Annotated in this window: 14 protein-coding genes; 10 read left to right on the top strand and 4 right to left on the bottom strand. The window is 63.9% G+C overall.

Annotated elements, in window-relative coordinates:
* The first annotated feature begins 54 nt into the window (after positions 1-54).
* A complete protein-coding gene (locus E5X34_RS13620) occupies positions 55-1314 on the top strand; it encodes an efflux RND transporter periplasmic adaptor subunit (RefSeq protein ID WP_292565305.1) in 1260 nt (419 codons plus the stop codon).
* The gene (locus E5X34_RS13615; RefSeq protein ID WP_292565303.1) at positions 1311-4394 is read left to right on the top strand and encodes an efflux RND transporter permease subunit; all 3084 of its coding nucleotides are present in this window, start codon (positions 1311-1313) and stop codon (positions 4392-4394) included. Before E5X34_RS13620 ends, E5X34_RS13615 begins: the two co-directional genes overlap by 4 nt.
* A 172-nt stretch (positions 4395-4566) precedes the next feature.
* On the opposite strand, the gene E5X34_RS13610 is transcribed toward E5X34_RS13615, so the two are convergent.
* Positions 4567-5022, bottom strand: coding sequence for a L,D-transpeptidase (locus E5X34_RS13610; RefSeq protein ID WP_126080901.1), 456 nt, complete (start codon positions 5020-5022; stop codon positions 4567-4569).
* 339 nt (positions 5023-5361) lie between these two features.
* Between E5X34_RS13610 and E5X34_RS13605 the strand changes: the two genes are divergently transcribed.
* Together E5X34_RS13605 and E5X34_RS13600 are read left to right on the top strand one after the other, a co-directional pair.
* Positions 5362-5694, top strand: a complete 333-nt coding sequence (locus tag E5X34_RS13605) for a hypothetical protein (RefSeq protein ID WP_292565300.1) — start codon at positions 5362-5364, stop codon at positions 5692-5694.
* A 33-nt stretch (positions 5695-5727) separates the two neighbouring features.
* Positions 5728-5892 (top strand): hypothetical protein, encoded by a 165-nt coding sequence (locus tag E5X34_RS13600; protein WP_108702949.1) that lies wholly within the window; start codon positions 5728-5730, stop codon positions 5890-5892.
* 72 nt (positions 5893-5964) lie between these two features.
* Here the strand turns inward: E5X34_RS13600 and E5X34_RS13595 are convergent, their stop codons facing one another.
* Positions 5965-6666 carry a response regulator transcription factor gene (locus E5X34_RS13595; RefSeq protein WP_292565297.1) on the bottom strand — a complete coding sequence of 234 codons (702 nt, stop codon included), beginning with the start codon at positions 6664-6666 and terminating at the stop codon, positions 5965-5967.
* A 93-nt stretch (positions 6667-6759) separates the two neighbouring features.
* Here E5X34_RS13595 and E5X34_RS13590 point away from each other — a divergent pair, with 93 nt between their 5' ends.
* Both E5X34_RS13590 and E5X34_RS13585 read left to right on the top strand, forming a co-directional pair.
* Entirely contained in the window at positions 6760-7488 is a 729-nt protein-coding gene (locus E5X34_RS13590) for a response regulator transcription factor (protein ID WP_292565294.1), read from the top strand.
* 150 nt (positions 7489-7638) lie between these two features.
* Complete coding sequence (locus tag E5X34_RS13585; protein WP_292565291.1) at positions 7639-9747, top strand: hybrid sensor histidine kinase/response regulator; 2109 nt, start codon at positions 7639-7641, stop codon at positions 9745-9747.
* A gap of 268 nt (positions 9748-10015) precedes the next feature.
* Here E5X34_RS13585 and E5X34_RS13580 read toward each other — a convergent pair whose 3' ends face one another.
* A complete protein-coding gene (locus E5X34_RS13580) occupies positions 10016-10426 on the bottom strand; it encodes a hypothetical protein (protein WP_292565288.1) in 411 nt (136 codons plus the stop codon).
* Positions 10427-10524: 98 nt separating this feature from the next.
* Between E5X34_RS13580 and E5X34_RS13575 the strand changes: the two genes are divergently transcribed.
* Positions 10525-10875 (top strand): hypothetical protein, encoded by a 351-nt coding sequence (locus E5X34_RS13575; protein ID WP_292565285.1) that lies wholly within the window; start codon positions 10525-10527, stop codon positions 10873-10875.
* A 27-nt stretch (positions 10876-10902) separates the two neighbouring features.
* On the top strand, positions 10903-12105 hold the full coding sequence (locus E5X34_RS13570) for an aromatic ring-hydroxylating dioxygenase subunit alpha (protein ID WP_292565282.1): 1203 nt from the start codon (positions 10903-10905) through the stop codon (positions 12103-12105).
* A 47-nt stretch (positions 12106-12152) separates the two neighbouring features.
* On the opposite strand, the gene E5X34_RS13565 is transcribed toward E5X34_RS13570, so the two are convergent.
* Positions 12153-13571: an aminotransferase gene (locus E5X34_RS13565; protein ID WP_292565279.1), complete on the bottom strand. Its 1419-nt coding sequence runs from the start codon at positions 13569-13571 to the stop codon at positions 12153-12155.
* 291 nt (positions 13572-13862) lie between these two features.
* Here E5X34_RS13565 and E5X34_RS13560 point away from each other — a divergent pair, with 291 nt between their 5' ends.
* Both E5X34_RS13560 and E5X34_RS13555 read left to right on the top strand, forming a co-directional pair.
* Positions 13863-14780 (top strand): ABC transporter permease, encoded by a 918-nt coding sequence (locus E5X34_RS13560; protein ID WP_292316466.1) that lies wholly within the window; start codon positions 13863-13865, stop codon positions 14778-14780.
* Positions 14777-15598 (top strand): ABC transporter permease, encoded by an 822-nt coding sequence (locus E5X34_RS13555; protein WP_292565275.1) that lies wholly within the window; start codon positions 14777-14779, stop codon positions 15596-15598. The genes E5X34_RS13560 and E5X34_RS13555 overlap by 4 nt, the downstream gene beginning before the upstream one ends.
* The last annotated feature ends 1 nt before the right edge of the window (position 15599 follow it).

Raw genomic sequence — 15599 nt, 5'->3', positions numbered from 1 at the left:
TAAGTGTCCCGGCCATCGATTGTTTTGCCGGTTGCCGGCTCGAGGGGACTGTCCGTGAAGCGCTTTTTCATCATCGCCGTGTTCCTGATTCTGCTCGCTCTGGTCTGCGTCGGCATCGTTGGTTTCAACTTCATGCGCGATGCCGGCATCAAGCAGTATTTCGCCACGATGAAGCCGCCGGCTGCCACGGTCTCGACAGTGGTCGTCAAGCCTTCGGAATGGACGCCGGGCGTCGAGGCCATCGGCACCGTCAATGCCGTGCGCGGCGTCGACCTTACCGTCGAAACGAGCGGCATCGTCAAGAACATCCTCTTCCACGCCAACCAGAAGGTCGCCACCGACGCGGTGCTCCTGCAGCTGGACGACGCGGTCGAGAAGGCTGATCTGGTGGCGCAGAAGGCGCAGGCCGCCTCCGACCAGGCGGCGCTGACCCGCGCGATCGAATTGCAGCGGCGCGGCGTCGGCACGGACGCGACGCTCGACGCCGCGCGCGCAGCCGCGGATGCCTCGGCCGCGCAGGTGAACAAGCTGCAGGCCGTGCTCGACCAGAAGCAGTTGTCCGCGCCCTTCGGCGGCACGGTCGGCATCCCGAAGATCGATATCGGCCAATATCTGGCCCCCGGCAATTCGGTGGTGACGATCCAGGATCTGGACACGATGCGGGTCGACTTCACGGTTCCCGAACAGCAGCTGCCGCTGCTCAAGATCGGCCAGACCGTCAAGCTCGGCAGCAGCCTTGCGGACATGTCCTTTGCCGGCTCCATCCGCGGCATCGATCCCAAGATCGATCCGGCAAGCCGGCTGGTTTCGATCCGCGGCGAGGTCGCCAATCCGGAAGGCAAGCTGACGCCTGGCCAGTTCGTCCAGATCCGTGTCGAGCTGCCGCAGGAAAACAATGTCATCTCGGTGCCGCAAACCGCGGTGACGACGAGCCTCTACGGCGATTATGTCTTCGTGGTCGTGCCGGCAAAGCCGGCGGAGGGCGCCGCTGCCGCGCCCGCAAAGCCGGACGAGCAGAAGGCCGCCGCCGATGCCGCCAAGCCGCAGGCTGACGCGTCCAAACCCGCCGACAACGCCACGAAGCCGGCTGACGCCAAGCCGGCCGATGCCGCGCAGCAGCAGGCGTTCACCATCTCGCAGATCTTCGTGAAGCTCGGCCGCCGCAACAACGGCATGGTCGAGATCGTCGAGGGCCTCAAGGACGACGACCAGGTCGTCACCGCCGGCCAGAACCGGCTCTTCAACGGCATGTCGGTTGCCGTCGACAACACCATCGACCCCAGCAAATCGGCGAACAAAGAGGTTCAGCAATGAGCTTTTCCGACCTCTTCATTCGCCGGCCCGTCTTGTCGACGGTGCTGGCCTGCATGATCCTGCTGCTGGGCTTCCAGGGCATCTTCGGCCTGTCGATCCGCCAGTATCCCAAGGTTGACGAGACGGCGATCACGATCACCACGGCCTATCCGGGCGCCAGCGCCGACCTCATCCAGGGCTTCATCTCGGCGCCGATCGCGCGCGCCGTCGCCTCGACCGAAAACATCGACTACGTCACCTCGTCCAGCCGTCCGTCCTCGAGCACGGTCACGGTGCAGATGAAGCTCGGCTCCAATCCGGACGTCGCGCTCGCCGAGGTGCTGTCCAAGGTCCAGGGCGTGCGCGGCACCCTGCCGGACGCCTCCAAGGATCCGGTCATCGTCAAGGGCACAGGGCAGCAGTTCGCGATGATGTACATCTCGATGCAGAACCCGAACATGACGAAGGAGCAGCTCACCGAGTATATTGAGCGCGTCATTCGGCCCCGCATCTCGACCGTGGAAGGCGTCGCCGACGTCCAGATCTTCGGCGCCCAGGAATATTCCATGCGCATCTGGATCGACCCGATCCGGCTCGCCGCGCGCGGCGCCACGGCGGTTGACGTGCTGACCGCCATCAACAACTCGAATTTCCTGTCGGCGCCCGGCAACACCCAGAACGAGTATGTGGTCTCCTCGATCACCGTGCATTCGACCCTGCAGACGCCGGAGGCCTTCGCCCAGCTCCCGATCCGCTCGACGAACGGCGAGGTTGTGCGCCTGCGCGATGTCGCGCGTGTCGAGCTCGGCGCGGCCAGCACCGACACCAGGGTGAGCTTCAACGGCAAGCCGGGAACCTTCCTCGCCATCTTCCCGACGCCGGCCGCCAACCCGCTGACGACCGCGGCCGCGGTTACCAAGCTCGTGCCGGTGATTCAGGAAACGCTGCCGAAAGGCATGACGATCGAGGTCGTCTACGACGCCACCGGCCAGATCAGCGCCTCGATCGAGGAAGTGTTCAAGACCATCGGCGAGGCCGTCGCCATCGTCATCGTGGTCATCCTTCTGTTCCTCGGCTCCTTCCGCTCGGTGATGATGCCGATCGTGACCATCCCCCTGTCGCTGATCGGCGTCTGCTTCATCCTGTTTGCGGTCGGCTACTCGATCAACCTTCTGTCGCTGCTTGCCATGGTGCTGGCGATCGGCCTCGTCGTCGACGACGCCATCGTGGTGGTGGAAAACATCCACCGCCACATGGAAGAGGACCACATGTCGCCGATGCAGGCGGCCTTCAACGGCATGCGCGAGATCGCGACAGCCATCGTGGCGATGACCATCACGCTGGCCGCCGTGTTCGCCCCGCTTGCCTTCACGGGAGGCCTGACCGGCGCGCTGTTCCGCGAATTCGCGGTGACGCTGGCCGGCTCCGTGGTGCTGTCGGGCCTGATCGCCATGACGATCACGCCGATGATGTCGGCGCGTTTGCTGAAGGCTGGCCAGCACGGGCGCTTCCAGCGCATCGTCGACGGTACGTTCAGCCGCGTCGAGCGCGTCTATGAACGGGCCGTCACCGCCTCGCTCCGGAACCGGCCGGTGACGCTGATCATCGTCGTGGCGCTTGTCGCCCTCACCGGCTTCATGTTTACCAAGACGTCGACCGAACTGGCGCCGGAAGAAGACCAGGGCTTCCTGCTCTCTCTGGTGACCGCACCGCGCTATGCGACGTCGGACTATACCGAGACCTATGTCAACCAGATGCTCGGCCTGGTGAGGGACATCCCCGAGACCCGGGCGCAGTTCTCGGCCGTTGCCTTCGGCGGCGCCACCAACAGCGCCTTCGTCGGCTTCGCCTTCAAGGATTGGGCGGACCGCAAGCGCAATTCGAAGGAACTGCAGGCCGACATCACGGCACGGCTCGCCAAGGTCGCCGGCGTTCAGGCCTTCGTCTTCGCGCCGCCGACGCTGCCGGGTTCAGGCGGCGGCCTGCCGATTTCCATGGTCGTGCGCTCCACCGGCGACCCTTCGGAGGTCTTCGATCAGGCCGAGAAAATCAAGAACAAGGCGCAAGCCTCGGGCCGCTTCATCGTCGTGCAGAACTCGATGGCCTACGACGCGCCGCAGGTGACAGTCACGATCGACCGCGAACGCGCGGCGGCCTTGAACCTGCCGATCGCGGATATTGGCAATACACTGACGCTGCTGGTCGGCGGCGCCGAGGTGGCGCAGTTCGACCGCGATTCCAACAGCTACGACATCATCCCGCAGGTGCCGCAGGAATTCCGCGACAACCCCGAGAAGCTCGGCGAGTATTTCATTCGCAGCGTCGACGGCAAGATGGTGCCGCTGTCAGCGGTGGTGAAAATCTCGACCAACGCCTCGCCGGCGGCCATCGAGCAGTTCAACCAGCTGAACTCCTCGACGATCTCGGCCTTGCCTTTGCCCGGCGTGACCACCGGCGACGGCTTGAAGGTGCTGGAGGATATCGCCAGGGAGACCCTGCCCGACACCTTCTTCATCGACTATTCCGGCCAGTCGCGGCAGGAGAAGGAGCAGGGCAACACCATCCTGATCGCCTTCGCCGCGGCGGTGGTCGTGATCTATCTGGTGCTGGCGGCCCAGTTCGAGAGCTTCCGCGACCCGCTGATCATCATGATGGCCGTGCCGCTGTCGATCTTCGGCGCCATCGTGCCGCTCAACATCGGGCTCGGGACGCTCAACATCTACACCCAGGTCGGCCTGATCACGCTGATCGGCCTGATCACCAAGCACGGCATTCTGCTGGTGGAGTTCGCCAACCAGCAGCGCGAGGTGCACGGCATGCGCCGCCGCGACGCCATCATCGCTTCGGCCAAGGTGCGCCTGCGGCCGATCCTGATGACGACGGCGGCGATGGCGCTGGGCGTCGTGCCGCTGATCATCTCCAGCGGCGCCGGCGCGGCCGCCCGCTATTCGATGGGCCTGGTCATCTTCACCGGCATCCTGGTCGGCACCATGTTCACGCTCTTCGTCGTGCCGATGTTCTACACCTTCATCGCCAGCAAGGACCTGCCGCATCTCGCCGAGAAGCCCGATCCGAAGCTGATGCCGGCGCTGCCGAGCTGATCGGCACGACAGCTAAAAACAAAAGAGGCCGGGAATTCCGGCCTCTTTTTTTGGCGGCTGCCTCACGGCTTCGGCTGAGCAATTCCAGGAAAAGTGTGTAACGGTTTTCCGTCCGGAATTGCGTCTCACAAACTACGCCGAAGGCGGCAACGGCCTGCTACCCTAACCCAGCCTACTTGACGATGACGATGCTGGTGTTGGCGGGGCCGAAGGCCTCGACGAGCTGATAGAAGTCGGCTGCCGCGTCGGGATGCAGCCGCACGCAACCATGCGAAGCGGGACGGCCGAGACGGCTGATGGCGTAGGTGGCGTGGACGGCGTAGCCGCCGCTGAAGAACACCGAATGCGGCATCGGCGCGTTGTCGTATTTCTTCGAGTACCACATCTCATGCATACGCGTCGGCTTGAACGAACCGGTCGGCGTGATGTGCCCCCTCGCGCCGGTCGAGACCTTCCAGGTGTAGGTCGGGCGACCGTCGACGGTGACTTCCATGATCTGCTGCGACAGCGAGACCTTGGCGACGATCTGGTTGGCGTGAGCGGCATTGCCGGCGCCGAAGAGCAGCGCAGCACCCGTGAGCGCGGCGGCGGCGACATGGATGAGCTTGGCGGAAATGGCGGTATGCATGACGATCCCTCTGTTTTTTGCCGTTGTGTCCGGCTTCAATTTCGATGGGACCTTATCGTTCTCGTCCGTTTCCGAGATATTTCGCTTGATGCTCGTTTCTGTTTCGAATTCGTTTCTATAAGTTAACAAAGGGTCCGGCCAGACCTCTTCCGGGGCGCGGCCGGTCGGCGCTACACGATGAGCTTTAGTTCCGGAAACGAAAGCTCATTTCATTTTCTATATTAAGCACTTACGCCCGGTTCGAAACCAAACTGCAACAAAGCGCAGCCACGGCGGCATGATCTGGATACAGGCCGAAGGCAGATTTGACGCAACGGGAACAGACAACTGCAAACGAAAATGGGCAGGAAATCGAAACTCCGCTCCTGGCTTCTCAGGATCAGCGTCGCGGCAATCGCGCTCGGCGGCGCCGGCTCGGTGACCGGCAGCCCGGTGACGGCGCTGGCGGCGATGACGTCCGGCGAGGTTTCGACACTGCACACGGCTCTGTTCATCGCCACGGTCTGGATTGTTTCCAGCCTGCGCGTCCACCGGCTGAAGGCCCTCTGGCGGGTCGGCCTTCGGCTGATGAGGACGCGCGGCCCCTCCGGCTACTTGCTGCCGAGAGGACCGAAGGCCCGCGCCGCAGCGGGGGGCTCCGTCAGCGGCGCGGGCGCTTCGGGAGTTTCCTGAAGCACCACCATTTCACGATTGGGATTTAAAGAGATGAAGACGAAATTTGCTGCCTCGGTGCTTTCGGCGCTGCTCTATGCTCAGGGCTTGCTCGGCTTTGCCGCGCTGGCGACGGTGCTGCTCAAGGAGCGCGCCCACGCCGAGACAACCGCCGGCGCCGACATTTTATCCGGCCCCTCGATCATTGTGGTGCGCTGAGCGCCAGGCGCCGGACCCAAGATGACCACCGCTTTGGGGAATCCGATGCTTGATAGGCTCGTCGACCCGAATTCACTCGTTGCGCGAGGCTGGTGGATCGAAACGATAGCCGGCGCCGCGGATGGTGATGATGGTCTCGGTGTCGAGCTTACGGCGCAGCCGCACGATGCGCGAATCGATCGAGCGGTCGAAAGCGTCAGCATTCTCGGCGGGGGCCGCGGCAATGATGTCATCGCGGGTCAGCACCTTGCGCGGGCTCGCCAGGAACAGCTTCAGCAACGCCACCTGCCCCGGGGAAAGCTGATCCTCCGCACCCGAACGATGCATGACCATGGCCGATCGCAGGTCGACGGTGGCGTTCTCCAGCACGATCAGCTCCCCGGCGGCCCTGCCGCGTCTCATCAGCAGGCCGCCGATGCGCGCGGCAAGCTCGCGCACGTTGAGTGGGCTTTCGACCACATCGGCGGCGCCGAGCTCGAGCGCCAGCACCTTGTCGACGAGGTCGCGGGGCCGGCAGATCAGGATGAAATCGGGGCCGCCGTCGCCGCCCCCACCCTGGCTGCTGTAACGCTTGAGCAGTTCGCGGCTCTCGGCCTGGGTGACCTCGTCGCCAACCACCACGACATCGATGCCGCCGGCCGAAAGCAGCGTCTCAGCCTCCCAGGGCTGGCGCGCCTGGCGCACGTCGTGCCCGCGCCGCTCGAGATGGTCGGCGAGATCGCCTGCCACCACCTCGGCGACGGACACAAGCGCAATGACGGATCGTGCGGCCATTTTCTCCACCCCGCCACAGACAACTCGAGATGAGTGCTGGACATCATGTTTATACCCAATCTACTTTCCACTGAAAGCGGGAGCGAGCGCGTCGTGAAGGCACGCATCATCGTCGTCGAGGACGAACCTGATCTGAGGGAGGCCGTGGCCGAGTATCTCGGCGCCAGCGGCTATGACGTCGTGACGGCCGAGAATGCCGTGGCGGCGCGAGCGCTGTTCGAAGCCCAGCCCTTTCACCTCGCCATCCTCGACATCGCCATGCCCGGCGAGGACGGGCTGTCGCTCGGCCGCTGGCTGCGCTCGAAAACGCCGATCGGCATCATCTATGCCACCGCAGCCGGCACCGCGCTCGACCGCATCGTCGGGCTGGAGCTCGGCGCCGACGATTACATCGTCAAGCCGTACGAATTGCGCGAGGTGCTGGCGCGGGTGCGCAGCGTTTTGCGCCGCGTGCCGCAACCGGCGGAGCCGCAAGCCGCGAAGGCCGAGACCGGCAATCGGCGTTTCATGAATTTCGGCGGCTTTCAGGCCGATTTCGACGGTCGCCTGGTCACCGCCGCCAACGGCGCGGTGATCGAGATGGCCAAGAGCGAATTCGACGTGCTCGAGGTTTTCCTCACCCGCGCCAACCGCCTCCTGACGCGCGCGGCGATTTCGGAAGCCATCGGCTTCGTCGAGGACCCGGAATCCTCGCGCGCGGTCGACATCCGCATCATGCGGTTGCGCAAGAAGATCGAGGCCGACCCAGCCAATCCGAAATTCCTGCGCACGGTGCGCGGCGAAGGCTATATCTTCTCGCTGCCGAGCGGGGAGCCCAACTAGATCGGTTCCGGGAAAGTGTGAGTGGCGGCTCGGCGGTTTCGCCGTAGCCTTCCGTCCGGAATTGCGTCAAAACAAAGCGATAGAGTGGTTCGCCGTTTCCGCGGGAACGGAGGATGCTCTGAACGACCGACGTTCCGGGCTGGAATGACCATGACTGCTGATGCAGCACGCACCGATATGCATGCCTCGCGCCCGGGCGGCGCCGCGATGGCGGCCGTCCATGTCGTGCGCCGCCTGCGCGAGGCGGGCGACTGGCAGCGCGAGATGGACGGCATACTGGAGACGGTGTGCCGCAAGATGGATTGCCAGCGCGGCATTCTCTTCCGGCTGCGTGAATTGCCGGGTGAGGGTTTTGCGCAGTCCGTCGCTGCCTACTGGATCGACCCCGACTTCGGCGGCGACCTGGCCTCGCCCACCGTGATCATGCAGTCGATCATCAACTCGGATTCCTTGCTGGAGCGGCTGCAGGAAGACGAGCGCCAGGGCAAGATCTTCTCCGGCCACACGCGCAACCTGGACGGTTTCCTGCGCGCCGATTTCGAGAAGCAGAGCATCAAGTCGTTCCTGTCCGTCTCCGTCTTCGCGCATGGCCATTTCTGGGGCACGCTGGCCGTCAACGACTGCATCGCCGAGCGTGAATGGACGGATGAGGAAGAGGCGACGCTGCACATCATCGCTCTGGCCATCGGCGACGCCATCGAGCGCTCGCCATCCGAGGCGCATGCCAGCGAGGTGATCCGCCGCACCATGCTGCAGGCCTCGCTCGACGCCATCATTGTCATCGACGAGACGGGTTCGATCATCGAGTTCAATCCGGCCGCCGAGAAGATGTTCGGCTTCCAGCGCAGCGCCATCCTCGGCAAGGACCTGCTCGATACCATCGTTCCGATATATTACCGCAAGGGCTACGCCTCGGGTGCCGAATACATGGCCGGCCGCGGCGCGCCGATGGTCGGCCAGCGCCTGGAGACCGTCACCCAGAACGCCGCCGGCGAGATTTTCCCGATCGAGCTGACGGCGACGGAGATGCGCGTTGCCGACCGCCGCCTGATCTTCGGCTCGATCCGCGACCTGCGCGAAAAGCTGCAGGCCGAGGAGGAGATCAACCGCCAGCGCGAGAAGCTGCACCAGAACGAGAAGATGGCGGCGATGGGCTCGCTGCTCGCCGGGGTCTCGCACGAGCTCAACAACCCACTGGCGGTGGTGGTGGCGCAGGCGACGCTGCTGCACGAATTCGCCGGCGACCCGCAGACCAAGGTGCGCGCCGAGAAGGTGCGCGCGGCCGCCGAGCGCTGCGGCCGCATCGTCAAGAGCTTCCTGTCGATGGTGCGCCTGCACCCGACCGAGCAGGCCGAGACCGATCTCAACCAGGTGATGCGCTCGGCGCTCGAGGTCACCGCCTATGGCGCCCGCTCCAGCGGCATCATCATCGACACCGATTTCGCCACCGGGCCGCTGCTTGCCATGGCCGACGCCGACCATATCACCCAGGTGGCGGCGAACTTCCTCATCAACAGCCAGCATGCGCTGGCCGGCATCACCGGCGAGCGGATCATCAAGGTGCGGACATTCCGCAACGAGCACGGCAATCCGGGCTTCTCCGTCGAGGACAACGGCCCGGGCATTCCAGAGGCGATCCGCGCGCGCATCTTCGAATCCTATTTCACCACCAAGCCGGTCGGGGTTGGCACCGGCATCGGCCTGTCGATCTCGAAGTCGATCGTCGAGCGCCACAACGGCAGCATCTGGTTCGAGGAAGTGCAACCGACCGGCGCGCGCTTCGTCGTGCAATTGCCGGCGATTGCCGGCGGTGCCGCAAGCGCGGGTGAAGGGCCGGCGCGCTCGAGCGGGTTGCGCCATGCGTTGATCATCGACGACGAGCCCGACGTCGCGGGCTCGCTTTCGGATATATTGGAGCTGATGGGGCTCAAGTCGCGTGTGGTGGCAAGCTGGACGTCCGCCGCCGACGTGCTCACGGGCCATATGCCGCCGGACATCGTCTTTTCCGACCTGCGCATGCCGGGCATCAGCGGCATCGCGATCTACCGCGAGCTGCTCTCGCAGCAGCCCGCTCTGGCCAAGCGCTTCGTGCTGGTGACCGGCGACCTCATCGGCGCCAAGGCGGAGATCGAAGCGCTGCCGCCGCCGCAGCGCCCGCACATTCTGGAAAAGCCGTTCTCGACGCTCGACGTCCGCGGCATCCTGTCGGCCGTAGCTGACGAAGCCGCAGCAGCAGCCGACAATGGCTCGCACATCTGAGCGGGCTAACCTGGAAAGGCGCGCGGCCGAATTCCGAGTTGGCGCCTGCACGGGTCTGTTCAGATTCAGGTCAGGCCGAGCCGAGAAGGGTGGCTTCCGAGAACCGGAGCGGAGCGTACTAAAAGTACGTGAGCACCGGAAGCGCAGGAGGCCACCCTTCGCAGGCCGGCCTCACCTGAATATGGACAGACCCCAAAAAAAGAGGCTCCCGACCGACTTAGCGGCGGGAGCCTGACTTGAGCGCAGGAGGGAGCGCTCTGGGGAGGTCTTAAAAAATGTTGGGCGTGTTGGTGACCGGCGCGGCGTTGGCGATCATGCGCACAGCGCGCTCACGGTGCTGGCCGGACTGCTCGGCGATGGCGCGCAGGCACTCGACGCTCTCGGCGCCCCAGTTCTGGCCCTTACAGGCAAAGTCGATTGCAGGTTCCGGCAGGCGGGCGGTCTTGAGCGTGGTCTGCGCGCCTTCAACGACATTGCCTGGCGGGTTGATCGACGCGAAGGCCGGACCGGAGGCGGGCGCGGCCAGCATGCCGACGAAGGCGCAGGCGCCGATCAGCATGAACATCGCCATCGGATGGTCGCTGGCGCGCTGGCGCAGCGCAAGTTTCGGCCGGCGGTCATTGCGCTCCGGGCCATGCTGGCGGCGATTCGTATCGGCGGCATGAACTTTCGCAAACATCGGCTGTTCCCTTCGTTATCTTTCTTTTTGCTGTGAAACGAACTTAGTCGCACCACGTAACAGTCGGATGATTGGCGGCGATTGCCTGTGTAACAGGATTGAAACAGACGCTGAGCGGTGCGGCCTTCGGATCCACGGCAACCATTCGACCGATTATCGAGCTGGTTGGCGCAGCTATGCGCCTGTCGCGCCTGCCCGACTGTAAACAGCCTCACACAGCAACGCTTGAATCGAGCGCGTCGCTGTCGTCTGCCGCAGCTCGGCATCGATCGAAACATGCCCTTTCCGACGCGGGCACCGGCGCTCGCAAGCGCCGTTCCGCTTCCTCGATTAAGGCCCGGATTCTACGGGATTTTTCCGGCCCGGACGAGGTCGAACTTACAGCCTTGGAATTTCCGTATTCCTACAAGCCGTTGCATTTCAATGGAAAATATGTCTATATTGAATGAGCATTCAACAAAAAGAAGAGCATTCCGATGAACCCGCACCTCCGTGACGTGGCGATCCCCAACGATTGGGACCGGCGGGGTTTGCCGGGGTGGAGCTATCACTCCAACGCCCTTCTCGAGCTCGAGAAGGAATATGTCTTTCGCAATCACTGGCAGATCGCCGGCCATGTCTCCGACGTGCCGAATGCAGGCGACTATCTGACCATGGACGTCATTGGCGAGCGCGCGCTGATCGTGCGCGGCAAGGACGGCGTCGTGCGCGCCTTCAACAATATGTGCCGCCACCGCGGCAGCCGCGTCGTCGCCGACAGCCAGGGCAGCTGCAAGAACGCGCTGGTCTGCCCGTTTCACGGCTGGGTCTACAATCTCGACGGCACGCTGCGCGGCGCTGCCCGTCCGCGCTCCTTCCCCGAGCTCGACAAGACCGAGTTCGGCCTTATGCCGCTCGATCTCGAAATCTGGATGGGGTTCATCTTCATCCGCTTCCGCAAGGGCGGCCCGCAGCCTTCGGTCGCCGAGCTGCTCAAGCCGATCGAGGCCGAGATGGCGCATTACAACGTCGCCGACATGGTGCCGTCTTGGGGCATCTGGACGCAGAAATCGCCGGTCAACTGGAAGTCGGTGCGCGACGTCGACAATGAAGGCTATCACGTCGCCATGGCGCATCCGGCGCTGCAGGACCTCTACGGCGCCACCTATTTCGACGAGCCTTTCGTCAACGGCGTGTCGCGCTCCTTCGCCACCTACAATCCGCATGCCGGCCGGCGCTGGAGCGTGCGCGAATACATCAAGCTCGCGCCCGAGGCCGCGCATCTGCCGGAGCATCTGCGCAAGGCCTGGATCTATTACGGCATCTTCCCCAACAACGCGCTGTCGATCATGCCGGAATCCGTCCAGTTCTATCAGGAGTTCCCGCTGTCGACCGGCGAGACGCTGCTGCGCGGCGCCATCTACCGTTACAAGGACGAGACCAGGGAGCAGGCGGCCGCGCGCTACCTTGCGTACCGCATCGATCGCGACACCATGAACGAGGACGTGCAGCTTTCGGTGTGGTCGAACGAATCCATGCTGTCGGAGGCTTTCGAAGGCTTTTACTTGTCGGATTTGGAGTACGGCGTGCGCACCCACCACGACCATCTGCGCAGGCAGGTCCCGGTGCTGAACCTGGAGACGGCACCCGAGGAAAAGGACATGTGGGGCCTGAACGACGCGCTGCGGTCGAGGGGGTAGCTCCTCTCCTCCTTCTCCCCGTGAAACGGGGAGAAGGAAAGAGCTAATCACCCCCGCCAGACGCCTTCCTTCCGCAAATCATCCATCGTCCGCGAAATCCCTTCGCGCAGGATCGCCACCATATCGTCGACCTGCTCTTTGGTGATGATCAGCGGCGGCGACATCACGCACATGTTGATCAGCGGCCGCACCAGAAGGCCGAGTTCGTGGCAATGCGCGTCGATGCGTTTGCCGACATCCTTGTCGAGTTGCAGCGGATCCTTGCTTTCGCGATCGGCCACGCATTCGACGCAAGCCATCAGGCCAACGCCGCGCACCTCGCCGACCAGCGGCAGCTCTTCCAACGTCTTCAACTGCGCCTGGAAGTAGGGCGCGATCTCGCGCGTGTGGGCAAGTACGCCTTCTTCCAGCAGGTCGAGATTCTTCAGCGCCACCGCGCAGCTGATCGGATGGCTGGTATAGGTCAGGCCATGACCGAACAATGCGTCGGGATGGTTGGAGCGGCGCAGCTCTTCCAGCAGCCGCTCGGAGATGATGACGCCGCCGAGCGGGAAATAGCCTGAGGTGACGCCCTTGGCGAAGGTGATCATGTCCGGATCGATGCCGAACACGTCGCCCGAAGCGAAGACGTGGCCGAGCCGTCCGAAGCCGGTGACCACCTCGTCCGAGACATAGAGGATATCGTTCTCGCGGCAGATCTCGCGGATGCGCTTCAGATACCCGTCCGGCGGCACGATGACGCCGCCCGAAGCCTGCACCGGCTCGCCGACAAAGGCACCGATGCGGTCGGCGCCGACGCGCACGATCGCGTCCCGGAACTGATCGACCAGGAAGTCGGTGAAGGCGGCAATGCTCATGCCCTTGGGCCGGCGGAACGGATCGGGCGAGGAAAGCTTGATCACCAGATCGCTTGCGCCATCCATCCAGTCGTGATCGCGCGGACGGCCGTTGAGCGAGGCCGACAGATAGGTCGAGCCGTGATAGGCGCCGCCGCGGCTGAGGATCAGCTTCTTCTCCGGTCGCCCGCGCACATTGTTGTAGAACTGCATGAAGCGCAGCGCCGTCTCCACCGCCGATGAGCCGCCGGTGGTGAAGAAGGTGTGGCTGAGGTCGCCGGGCGCCGCATCGGCGATGCGGCGCGCCAGCTCGGCCGAGGGCGCGTTCATCGTGTACCACGGCGTGTTGTAGGAGAGCGCCATCGCCTGGTCGTACATGACCTTGGCCAGTTCCTCGCGGCGATGGCCGACATTGATGCACCACATGCCGGCCGGGCCATCGATCAGCCGCTTGCCGGAGGCGTCGGTGATGTAGATGCCGTCGCCCTCGCCGATCAGCGTGCGCGCCTCGTCGCCGACCGAGCCGGCATAGGGCCAGGGCTGAACCAGATGGCGCTTGGCGAGCGCGACCGCGTCGTCATCGCCAGGGCCGATCAGTTCGCTTGCCTTGATCTTGCTTTGAGCCGCCATCTTCGCCTCACACTATCGGGTTGCAGAAACCTTGTCGCACATCAAAAAGCGCGGAAAACCAAGGAAATTCGGCTTTTCACCACTTCATTTTGAATGTTCGTTCAATCAATATCGCAGAAATAGCGCTTGATTTCAATCGGCGGATACGCTCATGATGAAAGAAAGCCGGCAAGCCAGGGAGCGATCATGCTCCAAGCATAATTCGGGAACAGGCGGCCGGCGCCACGAATGGGAAGGCCGCATGGCGGGACAGTCCGTGCCAGCTACCGAAATCACGCCCGGAGCTCTGCAATGACGGTTGCCGCGGAAGGGTCGCCCCCGTTGCGCATGGCGGGGGCCAGACGAAATCCCCTTCTGCAATCGGAAGCCGTCCAGGGCTTTGCCCTGATCAGTCCCACCTTCGTCTACGCCCTTATTCTTCTCGTCCTGCCGATCCTGGTCGTTATCGCCCATTCCTTCTGGACGCAGAACTATCTCACCATCGACCACACCTTCACCCTGGAGAACTACCGGATCGCGCTGACCGAGCCGATCTACCGCGACCTGCTCTGGCGCTCGCTCTACATCTCGCTGACGGTCAGCCTGCTGACGGTGGCGCTCGCCTACCCGATCGCCTACTTCATTTCCTTCCATGGTGGCCGCCACAAGAGCTTGTGGCTGTTCCTCATCACCATCCCGTTCTGGACCAGCTACCTGCTGCGCGTGATGTCGTGGAAGGTGATCCTCGGTTATAACGGCGTCTTGAATTCCGGTCTGATGGGCCTTGGCATCATCAGCGAGCCGTCGGACGCGCTGCTCTACAATTCCACCGCCGTTATCATCACGCTCACCCATGCCTGGGCGACCTTCGCCATCCTGCCGATCTTCGTTTCGCTGGAGAAGGTCGACCGAACCCTGGTCGAGGCGGCGACCGATCTCGGCGACGGGCCGCTGCGCTCCTTCCTGCGCGTCACCCTGCCGTTGTCGGCGCCCGGCGTCATCTCGGCGGCGCTGATCGTCATGATCCCGACCGTCGGCGACTATGTCACGCCGAAGCTGGTCGGCGGCAAGGACGGCGTCATGATCGCCAATGCCATCCAGGCGCAGTTCGGCAAGGCGTCGAACTGGCCGCTGGGCGCCGCGCTCTCGGTCACCACCATGATCATCGTCTCGCTGATGGCCGGCGCCACCGTGTTGGTCATCCGCGCCCTGCAGAGGCTGGCACGATGACGGCGATGAGACGTTTCCTGCCTGGATGGCTGTCGAGCTACGCCACGCTCTACATCCTGTTCCTTTATCTGCCGGTGATCTTCCTGCCGATCTTCTCGATCAACACGGCGGCGACACCGAAATTCCCGCTCTCCGGCATAACGCTGCACTGGTACGAGGACCTGCCGAAAACGCCGGCGCTGATCGACGCCACCTGGAACAGCCTTTTGGTCGGCATATCGGCTTCGATCCTGTCGACGGTGCTGGGCATCCTCGCCGCCCGCTCGATCACCCGCTACCGCTATCCCGGCCGCCGCACCATCAACGGGCTGATCATGGCGCCGCTCGTGCTGCCCGAGGTGATCGTCGCCATCTCCATGCTGCTGGTCATGCTGCAGTTGGGCCTCAGCCTGTCGCTGTTCACCGTTGTGCTCGGCCATGTGCTGGTCTGCATCCCCTACTCCATGACCGTCCTGACCTCCGGCTTCGAGGGTTTCGATCGCAGCCTGGAGGAGGCCTCCGCCGATCTCGGCGAGAGCGCCTTCGGCACCTTCCGGCGCGTGACGCTGCCGATGGTCGCGCCGGCGATCATCTCCAGCCTGCTGGTGTGCTTCACCATCTCGCTCGACGAATTCATCATCGCCTTCTTTCTTACCGGCACCGAGGCGACACTGCCGATCTACATCTGGGGCCAGTTGCGTTTCGCGGCCAAGCTTCCTGGCGTGCTGGCGCTCGGCACCTTGTTGCTGTTGGCGTCCTTCGTGCTGATGACAATTGCCGAAATCCTGCGCCGCCGCGCGGCGAGACGCACCCAGAACGAGGGAGGCCTCCATGCTTGAG

The organism is Mesorhizobium sp. (genome assembly GCF_004963255.1).
Taxonomy (GTDB): domain Bacteria; phylum Pseudomonadota; class Alphaproteobacteria; order Rhizobiales; family Rhizobiaceae; genus Mesorhizobium.
Note: the sequence above shows the minus strand (reverse complement) of the source record. Positions and strands in the feature narration are given on the sequence as shown.